8 protein-coding genes are annotated in these 6,740 nt (G+C 71.4%); 5 read left to right on the forward strand and 3 right to left on the reverse strand.

Annotation, left to right across the window (positions count from 1 at the left end):
- A partial coding sequence (locus tag UO65_RS01565; RefSeq protein ID WP_035277979.1) for an amidohydrolase family protein occupies positions 1-261 on the forward strand: 261 nt, incomplete at its 5' end.
- Here the strand turns inward: UO65_RS01565 and UO65_RS01570 are convergent.
- The 3 genes from UO65_RS01570 to UO65_RS01580 all read right to left on the reverse strand — a co-directional run bounded on the left by UO65_RS01570 (position 237) and on the right by UO65_RS01580 (position 4,061).
- Positions 237-971, reverse strand: coding sequence for a VanZ family protein (locus tag UO65_RS01570; protein ID WP_200873273.1), 735 nt, complete (start codon positions 969-971; stop codon positions 237-239). The two genes, UO65_RS01565 and UO65_RS01570, sit on opposite strands and share 25 nt — an antisense overlap.
- Before the next feature lie 118 nt (positions 972-1,089).
- Entirely contained in the window at positions 1,090-2,553 is a 1,464-nt protein-coding gene (locus tag UO65_RS01575) for an amidase (RefSeq protein ID WP_035277981.1), read from the reverse strand.
- Positions 2,554-2,684: 131 nt separating this feature from the next.
- A complete protein-coding gene (locus UO65_RS01580) occupies positions 2,685-4,061 on the reverse strand; it encodes an alkaline phosphatase PhoX (protein WP_035277983.1) in 1,377 nt (458 codons plus the stop codon).
- Between the two features lie 236 nt (positions 4,062-4,297).
- Between UO65_RS01580 and UO65_RS01585 the strand changes: the two genes are divergently transcribed.
- From UO65_RS01585 to UO65_RS37795, 4 genes are all read left to right on the forward strand, one after another.
- Complete coding sequence (locus UO65_RS01585; protein ID WP_200873274.1) at positions 4,298-5,077, forward strand: hypothetical protein; 780 nt, start codon at positions 4,298-4,300, stop codon at positions 5,075-5,077.
- A gap of 68 nt (positions 5,078-5,145) precedes the next feature.
- Positions 5,146-5,502 carry a hypothetical protein gene (locus tag UO65_RS01590; protein ID WP_152551925.1) on the forward strand — a complete coding sequence of 119 codons (357 nt, stop codon included), beginning with the start codon at positions 5,146-5,148 and terminating at the stop codon, positions 5,500-5,502.
- A complete protein-coding gene (locus UO65_RS34155; protein ID WP_152551926.1) occupies positions 5,483-5,944 on the forward strand; it encodes an SUKH-3 domain-containing protein in 462 nt (153 codons plus the stop codon). The genes UO65_RS01590 and UO65_RS34155 overlap by 20 nt, the downstream gene beginning before the upstream one ends.
- 570 nt (positions 5,945-6,514) lie before the next feature.
- A partial coding sequence (locus UO65_RS37795; protein ID WP_233427395.1) for a hypothetical protein occupies positions 6,515-6,740 on the forward strand: 226 nt, incomplete at its 3' end.

The following is a 6,740-nucleotide window of genomic DNA, read 5'->3' on the forward strand; positions in this document are numbered from 1 at the left end:
AACCCGGCCCGCCGCTACGGCCTGCGCTCCAAGGGCGACATCGCGGTCGGCAAGGACGCCGACATCGCCCTGGTGGACCCGGACCACCGCTGGACGGTCCGCGCCGAGGACTCGGAGTCCACCCAGGAGTACACCCCGTTCGAGGGCTTCGAGCTGACCGCCAAGGTCACCGACACCTTCCTGCGCGGCCACCACGTCCTGGACAACGGCAAGATCACCGGCGACCCCACCGGCACCTACCTGTCCCGCCCCACGGCCTGACCCCCCACCCGGGCGGGCTCGACCCGGTCCGAGCCCCGGCGGCGCGCTCCGCGCTGCCGGGGCGGCACCTCCGGCGCCGTGCGCCACCAGCGGCGCGAGGCCAGTGCGGCCAGCGCGGCGCCCACCGCGTTGACCAGCACGTCGTCCACCGAGGACACCCGGTCCAACTGGAACACGTACTGCGCGGTCTCGACCAGGACCGAGCAACCCGCCCCGAGCGCCAGGACCCGCGGCACGGACGCCAGCGCCGCGAACCGCACCGGGGCGAAGAACCCCAGCGCCGCGAAGACCAGCAGGTTGCCGACGATCCCGAGCGGCCCCATCGTGACCAGGTCCCGGAACGGCACCAGGCTGACCCGACCGGGGACGACGCCCGCCCCGGAGCCCGGCATCAAGGTCAGCCACACCCACGGCACCGTCCCGTAAATCAGCCCCACCTCGGCCAACGACACCGGCCACGCCGATCCGACCCCCGCGGCGATCCGACGGCGTGCCAGCACCCACGCCACCAGGAGGGCCAACGGCAGCCCCACCAGCATCATGAGCAGCACGCCGTTCACCGTGTCGAAGCAGCCGTGCCACCGCCCGGCCGCACACGCGGGCGCGGCCATCAGGAGCGGCCCCCGCACGGCGAACAGCACGGCCGCCAGTCCGAGGACCGCCAGGCCGACGAGCACGATCCGCTGCGCGCGGTGGGGTGGTGCTGACAAGGGTGGGGTCTGGTTCACGCTTCCATTGGACCCGCGTGCCCGTTGCCGGGGCGTATCGGTTTTTGGATACGCCCGCCATACACCGGGCCCCGAGACAGCCCCCGGGGATCGGTCCGGGTCATCGCAGGGGCGGGCGGCGGTCCGCCCACGGTCGGGCCCGTTCGAGCTGTGCGGCCAGCCGCAGGAGCGTGCCGTCGGCGCCGAGCCTGCCGATGAACTGGGCGCCGATCGGCAGCCCGTCGGCGGTCCAGTGCAGGGGCACGCTCATCGCGGGTCGGCCGGTCAGGTTGGCCAACTGGGTGTAGGGCACCCAACTGAGGTTCTCGGAGATCAGCCGATCCACTATCGGTGTGTGCCGCAGCAGGCCCGCCGCTCCGGCGGTGAGCAGCGCGCGCTGCGCCGCGCGGATCGGCGCGGGGATGGTGAACGCCCCGATCCGCGGCGGTGGGGTCGCCGTGGTCGGGGTCAGCAGGAGGTCGTGGGACTCGTGGAACTCGGCCAGCCGCCGGGTGTGCTCGTGGCGCCGTTCGATGGCCCGCACCAGGTCGACCGGGCTGGTGGCCCGGCCCAGCGCGGCCATGGTGCGGGTGTCGAGCTCGAACGCCGACTCGCCCGCCCCGCTCGCCGCCCGGCACTCGGCCATCGTGTGCGCGCAGCTCACGAACCAGCTCGTCAGGAAGTCCTTGGCCAGCGCGGCGTCGTCGAAGGGCTGGGTGGTCAGTTCCACCACGTCGTGCCCGAGTTCGGCGAGCAGGTCAGCGGCCGCGCGGGCGGCGGCCACGGCTTCGGGGTGCGGGGTGGGGTTGATGGAGCTGCTGGTGCACAGCGCCACGCGCAGCCTGCCCGGTTCGCGCCCGACCTCGTCGGCGAACGGGGCCGGTGGGCTGGCGGCGAGGTAGGGCGAGAGCGGGGAGGGGCCGGTGAGGACGTCGAGCATGGCCGCGGTGTCGCGGACCGACCGGGAGATGACGCCGTCGGTCGCCGTGCCGCCGAGCCCTTCGGCGCGGGCGGGCCCGGACGGGATCAGTCCGCGCGAGGGCTTGAGGCCGAACAGCCCGCAGGCCGACGCCGGGATGCGGATGGAGCCGCCGCCGTCGCTGGCCCCCGCGCACGGCACGACACCCGCGGCGACGGCCGCCGCCGCGCCGCCGGAGGACCCGCCGGGGGTGTGGTCGGTGTTCCAGGGGTTGCGTGCGGGCCCGAACAGGTCCGGTTCGGTGATGCCCTTGGCGCCGAACTCGGGGGTGTTGGTCTTGCCGAAGACGACCAGCCCGGCGTCGAGCCAGCGCTGGACCACGGTGCTCGTCTCGGCGGCGGGCACCGCCGCCATCGACCGCGAGCCGCCGCTGGTGGGGATTCCGGCCAGGTCCTGGTGGAGGTCCTTGAGCAGGAACGGGACGCCCGCGAGGGGGCCGTCGGGCGCGCCCGACGGCGGGTCCACCTCGCGCACGACGGCGTTGAGCCGGGGGTTGACCCGCGCCAGCCGGTCCCGGGCCGCTTCGAGCAGTTCGGCCGGGGTGACCTGACCGGCGCGGACCAGGGCGGCCAGGCCCACGGCGTCGTGGTTGGGGTAGTCGTCCATGGGGCGATCCTGCCGCATGGCGCGGGTCTGGCCCACCCGTTGATCCGAACGCGCCGCCGGGCGGCCTCGACACCCGGCCGCGCCCGCTGGGGTGCGCCGGCCTCCCGCGCACCCCAGCGGGCCGGGCGTTGTCAGTCGTTGCGGCGGTTCCACGGACCGGTGACGGCGAACGTGGTGCCGGGGTCGTAGATGTTGAAGAACATCGTCCTCCCGTCGGCGGAGAACCCCACCCCGGCCAGCTCGCCGTACGCGGGCTCCTCCGGTGTGCCGTTGTTCACGCGGTTGCGGGCGAAGTGGAAGACCTCACCGTCGCGCGTGGTGCCGAGCATGTAGGCGTCACCGATGCCGTCCTCGCACATCATCAGGCCGCCGTACGGTGACATGCAGATGTTGTCGGGCGCGTCGAACTCGGGGTTGTCCGGACCGGGCGTGGGCCGGGTGAAGACCACCTCGAGCCGCAGCGTCCGCCGCCGCGGGTCGTACCTCCAGACCTGCCCGTCGTGGTTCTCCGCCGGGCCCAGCTCGGTGCGGGCGAACGACGAGACGAAGTACACGCACCGGTCCCGCTCACCCCACCAGGCGCCTTCGAGCTTGTAACCGCCGGTCATCGGCTTCGGGTAGTCCTGCGACCGGACCGACTCGCTCCCCGCCAACGGATCGGGCACGGTCATCCACTCGGCCCCGCCGAACACCGCCCCCGTCTCCCGCACCACCGACAGGTCGGGCAGGCCCGGCACGTGCAGCGCCTGCAGCTCACCGCCCGCCCGCAGGCTCCCCCAGCCGCCGCAGGGCCGCTCCGGCAGGAAGCGGTAGAAGCCGCCCAGCGGCGCGACGAACGCGTCCTCGGTCTCGTAGACGATCCCGGTGTGCGGGTCGACCGCCACGGCCTCGTGCTGGAACCGGCCCATCGCCGTCAGCGGTGTCGGGTCCGCGTTGCGCCGGTCGTCGTACGGGTCCACCTCGAAGATGAAGCCGTGGTCCCTGGTGTACCCTTTCGTGCCCGCCTTGTCCTCGGTTTCCTCGCAGGTCAGCCAGGTACGCCACGGCGTGGTGCCGCCGGAGCAGTTGATCGCGGTCCCGCCGAGGCTGGTGTGCTCGGACTCGGCCCCGCCGTGCCGGTCGACCACCAGCGTGCTGGTGCCACCGGCGCCCGCCGGGTCGTAGGTCCGCTCCGGTGGCGCCTGCACGGCGATCCGCGAGGTCGGCGAGCACTCGTGGTTGCGCACCAGCCGGGAACCCTGCCGACGGGACGGGAACACCCCCATGCCGTCGAACCGGCTCGGCACGACCACACCGTCCGGCCGGGTGGTCCCCTCGCGGGACACGATGCTGTAGCGGAACCCGCGGGGCAGGTCCAAGACCCCGGCGGGGTCCGGGATCAGCGGCCCGTACCCGGCAGGCGGCCCGGAGTTCCCCACCGCGGGCCGCGCGGCGAACAGCGCCTCCACGGACCCGACGACGACAACGCCTCCGGCACGGCTGATGAACTGGCGGCGCGACAGCGTCATGGCGTATCCCCACAGTAGGACCAATATGAACGCGCGATGAACACGAGTTAACCGCATCCCGACCTGCGGGCACCACCACGCGGTCCGCAGTTCACCTGGCCGGCCGCCCCAGCGCGTCGCCGCCGTGAGCACGACCTCGAGCGCGCACCGCGGCCCAGGTTCTCGAGCGCGGAGGCGGGCCCCGGCCACTCGGGTGCCAGACTGGGCGCGGAACGTGACGACCCAAGGAGTTCGGTGTGACCCCTGACGCCCTCGAAGGGCCGGTCCCGGCGTCGAGCGGACGGGGCCAGCCGGTCCTGGACCTGCTGGACAAGGCCATCGGCGCGCAGACACCGCTGGTGCGCAAGAACATCGCCCGAGCCCGCCAGCGCAACCCGGAGGCGACACCGGCGGAGGTCATCCGCACGCTGGAGCGGATGTACGTCAGCGCCCTGGCGGGCACGGGGGCCGCGGTCGGGGGCGTCGCGGCCGCGCCCGCCGTCGGCACCGGGATCGCGCTGGCGCTCTCAGCGGGTGAGGCGTTCTCCTCGCTGGAACTGAGCACCCTGTTCGTGCTCTCGGTCGCCGAGGTCCACGGGGTCCGCCTCGACGAGATCGAGCGCCGCCGCACGCTCGTCATGGGAGTCCTGCTCGGCCAGTCCGGCTCCACGACCATCGGCCAGGTCGCCGAGCGCACCGGCAAGCACTGGGGCCGCCACCTCGTCGGCAAGGTGCCCGCGGCGACGCTGCGCCAGATCAACAACGTCCTGGGCAAGAACTTCATCACCAAGTACGGCACCAAGCAGGGGATCATCGTGCTCAGCCGGGTGGTCCCGTTCGGCATCGGCGCGGTCATCGGCGGCGGCGCCAACGCCACCGTCGCCGCCCTGGCTGTCCGCACCGCCCGGCGCGCCTTCGGCCCGGCCCCGCAAACGTGGCCCGACACACGGCCGGACCCCACGCTGGAGTCCCCGCACGGCACGCCACCGCGAACAGTGCCGGGGACCGTGCTGGAGCCGACCCCGGAAACAAGCTGAGGTCCCGCCCGGAGGGGCAGGTTTCCGTGGGTGCGGAGCCCTGCATCGCGGCTACCCTCACCGCGGCCTTGGACGCAGAGGACTGGGACCGATTCAGCCTCTACCTCGCAGCAGCGGGCAAGCGGCCTGATCCCTCGATGACCGGCACCCTGTGCCGGTCATCGCAGGTCGAGACCACCGACGTCCGGCACGAGGAGGCGCTGGAGGTCATGCTGGACATCCCGGACCCGGCGGCTCTGCCGGTGTTGGGGGACGTGGTGCACCGCCACTTCCCGTGGGACCCCCACCGGCAGATCGCCCTGAAGGCGCTGTGGGTGATCGGTGAGATCGATACCCTCGAAGCGCACGCCATCCCCCGTGGGGTGGTCGAAGAAGAGTCGGGAACAAGCCGGGCAAGGGGTGGCGATGGAAGAAGATCCACATAAACTGTCGGTCGAGGCGGAAGCTTTGCTCCGAGAGTTCGGATGGTTTCCCGGTCGGGTGGTTCCGACCGATGGCTGGGAACAACTCCTGGCGTCGAACGGGTTTGTCATGCACAACGCTGCCAGGCAATTTTTGGCAGAATTCGGTGGCATCGAGATACCGTATCCGCTGCCAACGGCAAATCGTGGGAAAATGGCGCTTTCGCTGAATCTGACATCGGCCTGCCACGATGATTCCGTGTACGAGTTCCTCAGCGATGAGGCGGGCGTTCCAGTCTACCCCATCGGCGACGTGGATTGCCGCACGGATTACCTCGGAATTGCTGAAGACGGGTCGGTCTACGCCGGGCTGGATGCTTTTACCCGCCTCGGCGACAGTCCTCGCCAAGCGTTGGAGGTGCTTCTCTTGGCAATCGCGGAGATGTATTCACGCGTGCGGGGCTGACTTCGGCGCAGGCCTCGACGGCGATGGTGGGATTCGCTGTCGCATACGACCATCATCAACCCAGCTCCCCCTGCTTGTTCCCGGCCACCGCGCGCAGGCCGACCGCTGCTCGGGATCTTGACCGCCCTGATCCACGAACTCGGACTGCCGACCGTCTCCTGCTTGTCACCCCGTTCCGCGGGCCCGGGTCAAAGTTGCCGACCCGGAACCCGTTGCCGCCTCGCAAATTGATCACCCTGGCTGGAGGTCTGACCGCGGAGGTGGCGTCGAGGGGCGAGGTGTATCGGTTGACAGTCAGCATTGACTGTTTGTCGGCTGGGTCATAGTGCGGGCGTCGCATGCCCCATCGGGTTGGTGCCTCGAAGTCCTGTCTGCCAACAGGTTGGGGTGTCCGAGGTGGCGGTCGAGTCGCGGCGGGGCTCGTCCTTGGAAGAGTTGAAGTTGACCGGTATGGCCGTGGTGGTTCGTCGCGGTCTTCCCCCTCGGGACAGGCGCCGGTGCCCCCGCTGAACCTGGTCGGCGACTTCGACGGTGGGTCCATGCTGGTGCTGGTGGAATCTTGTCCGCATTGTGGAAAAGGAGCGCCATCCGGAGAACGGCAGCACGAACTGCCTGGTCAACCGCACCCGCGATGGTTCCTGGGGGCAGGCCGCGGGGATGGCGGTGGCAGTGTCGAAGTCTTCGGTCGACATCCCCGCCACAGGCGGCACCACCCTGTGTTCGGGCTTCATCGACACCGCCTCTCGTCAAGCCGACTGCAGCAACTCCTACGCCTACTACGCAGGCCCGGTGCGCA

The organism is Actinokineospora spheciospongiae, from assembly GCF_000564855.1.
GTDB classification, from domain to species: domain Bacteria; phylum Actinomycetota; class Actinomycetes; order Mycobacteriales; family Pseudonocardiaceae; genus Actinokineospora; species Actinokineospora spheciospongiae.